We start from the raw sequence: 2,869 nt of genomic DNA on the forward strand, positions 1-2,869 counted from the left end.
AAATCATTGCCGGCCACTATTTTCATACCGGTAGTTTGAATAAATTCAGGGCTTATCTCCCGCTGTGAAATAAGGATGTTTTCGGTAGCTGGTTTTCCTTCCCAGTAAATGCCAGCCGTATTATTGCCGCCATACAAAGTAAACATATCTGCCAGTGCGGCATTTTGTACTACGCCGGTAGCCAACAGTGCTGCTTTGATAGCGTCAAAATTCTGCTTCATAGTACCCTGTACCTCCATGGAAATAAGGTTATCTTTATTAAGACCAAGATTTCGCTTCTTCACATGCTGGATCTGCTGGTAAATGATGGCCGTGCAAATAATAAGTATAATGGAAACGCTGAACTGCGCAATCACCAGTCCTTTGCGGATAAAGGCTGCACTGCCGGTCTTCGCTTTAATACCTTTTAATACAAAAACGGGGTTAAATGAAGACAGGTACAGCGATGGATAACTGCCCGCCAGTACACCGCATACCACTGTAATCCCCAGCAACCAGATAAGATGCATTGGTTGATCCAGTCCTATGCTGAGATGTTTATCTACCAGCGCATTAAACCCGGGCAACACAAGGAGCAACAACAATACGGCTAACGTCGCCGCCAGTACCGACATCAGCAACGCTTCACTGATAAACTGGATGATCAGTTTATTTTTCCCCGCACCCATTACTTTGCGGACACCTACTTCTTTCGCACGCTTTTCACTGCGGGCGGTGGCCAGGTTCATGAAATTGATGCAGGCAATGAACAGTATGATCCAGGCGATGAGCGAAAACAGGCGGACATATTCTATGCGGCCACCACTTTGCTTCCCATTGGTGAATTGGTCATGCAGCCGCCAGTCGTTCATACTGAACAGGAAAGCCTGGTTAATGGCGCCGGGACTGTGCGCTTCAATGAAGTGCTGCAGTTTACTGTTGATACCGGCTACATTTATATGCGGCGCCAGTTCAACATAGGTGTCTACAGAATTGGCTCCCCAGTCTTTCAGGTACGCATTCCGGTTGAAATAGATCTCAAAAGGAGCGGCCCACTCAAATTTTATACTGGAATTTTCGGGGATATCTTTTATTACTCCTGATACCACGTATGGTTGCGCATTGTCAATCGTAATGGTTTTGCCTACCACGTTCCTTGTATCGCCAAAAAACTTCCTGGCTGTTTTTTCTGTGATAACAATAGAATATAATTGTGGAAAAGGATTAGCAGCATTACCTTCTATAAAGGGAAACGTGAAAATGTTAAACAGGCTCGCATCCACATACATGCCGGAGGCATATATTTTTTTGTCACCAAAGGTAAATAATACGCTGTTCCAGCCTTCTGAGGCGCGACAGGTTCGTATAATCCCGGGAATCTCCGTTTTCATAGCCTCCGCCATTGGGCCAGGCGTGGAGGTAAACGTGCGTATATCGCCATCATAATTCCAGTTCTCCCACACCTGGTAGATGTGGTCTTTCTTTACATGCACATCGTTATAAGTAACTTCATCTTCTACCCAAAGGAAAATAACACCCGCACAGGCCAACCCGATAGCCAGCCCAAAAATATTCAGGAAGCTGTAAGTTTTGTTTTTCCAGAGATGTCTGAAGGTGATCTTTGTATAGTTTTTTAGCATCATCATATTTACACAATTATGAATAGTGCAATTTATCCGGACTAAGATAATGCCATGGCCTTATAGATTGATAATGAATTATTTGTATGAATAACATTGTCCGTTTTTAAAGCCGCCGTGTCCGGATTTGAACAGGTTGATACGGCAACCGGCAACTATATGCAAGGTTCGTTGTTAAATTAGACTGGTTCACCCCCATATTTGTCCGGTTCACGGGAAAGGATCTTTGGTGGTGATACCCATTATTTATTTTGCTGCAAATATAAATGAACGACACTATGAAACGGAATAAGACGTGGAAAGTTGTACTGCTGATAGCTGCCGGCTGTTTTACCGCTTTACAGTTCATCAGGCCCCGTATCACCAATCCGCCGGTGACCGGTGAGCCGGATGTACCCCCGGAGGTGAGCGCTGTATTGCGGAAGGCTTGCTACGATTGTCACTCCAACGAAACGCACCTGGCGTGGTTCGACCAGGTATCGCCTGCCATCTGGCTGGTAGCCGGCCACGTGGCCGACGGGAGGCAGGCGCTTAATTTTTCCACCTGGGATAGTTTATCAAAAGACCAGCAGAAAGGAAAACTGTTTGAATCCCTTAACCAGATGACGTTCAAAACAATGCCGTTGTCGCAGTATACTGCCTTGCATCCCGGCGCGCGTTTAACAGGGGAGGATATCACGGTGCTAAAAAACTACCTGGCTACGCAATTGTCACCCATAAAGCCCGACAGTATCAAAACCACCGCCGCGAACCGTCAGTATAACGAATGGAAACCAGATGTGCCCGTTGCGCCGGTACAGCCGGTGGCTAATGGTATCGGCTATATGCCGGACTATAAAAACTGGGAGGCCATTAGTAGTACACAACGGCTGGATAACAGCACCATGCGGGTGATCACGGGGAATGACATTGCCGTGAAGGCGATCCGGGAGCATAAAACCAACCCCTGGCCCGATGGCGCCATATTCGCCAAAATAGCCTGGGATGAACTGGCAGATACCGCCGGGAATATTACACCCGGTGAGTTTAAACAGGTGGAGTTTATGATCAAAGACAGCCATAAGTACGCTGCTACCAAAGGTTGGGGCTGGGCGCGATGGAAAGGAACCGATCTGAAACCTTATGGAAAAAATGCCATGTTCACGATGGAATGCGTTAGCTGTCACCAGCCCATGCGCAACAATGATTTTGTGTTCACCATGCCTACGCAGCATACTGTTGCATCGTTGCCTGATACGCCGTTGCTGAAG

Annotated in this window: 2 protein-coding genes; one reads left to right on the plus strand and one right to left on the minus strand. The window is 46.8% G+C overall.

Annotated features, from left to right (window positions below):
- On the minus strand, positions 1 to 1,625 hold a 1,625-nt coding region (locus VN105_RS18765; protein ID WP_325643063.1), incomplete at its 3' end, for an ABC transporter permease.
- Between the two features lie 272 nt (positions 1,626 to 1,897).
- On the opposite strand from VN105_RS18765, the gene VN105_RS18770 reads away from it, so the two are divergent.
- A partial coding sequence (locus VN105_RS18770; protein WP_325643064.1) for a heme-binding domain-containing protein occupies positions 1,898 to 2,869 on the plus strand: 972 nt, incomplete at its 3' end.

The organism is Chitinophaga sp. (genome assembly GCF_035564935.1).
Classification (GTDB): Bacteria; Bacteroidota; Bacteroidia; order Chitinophagales; family Chitinophagaceae; genus Chitinophaga.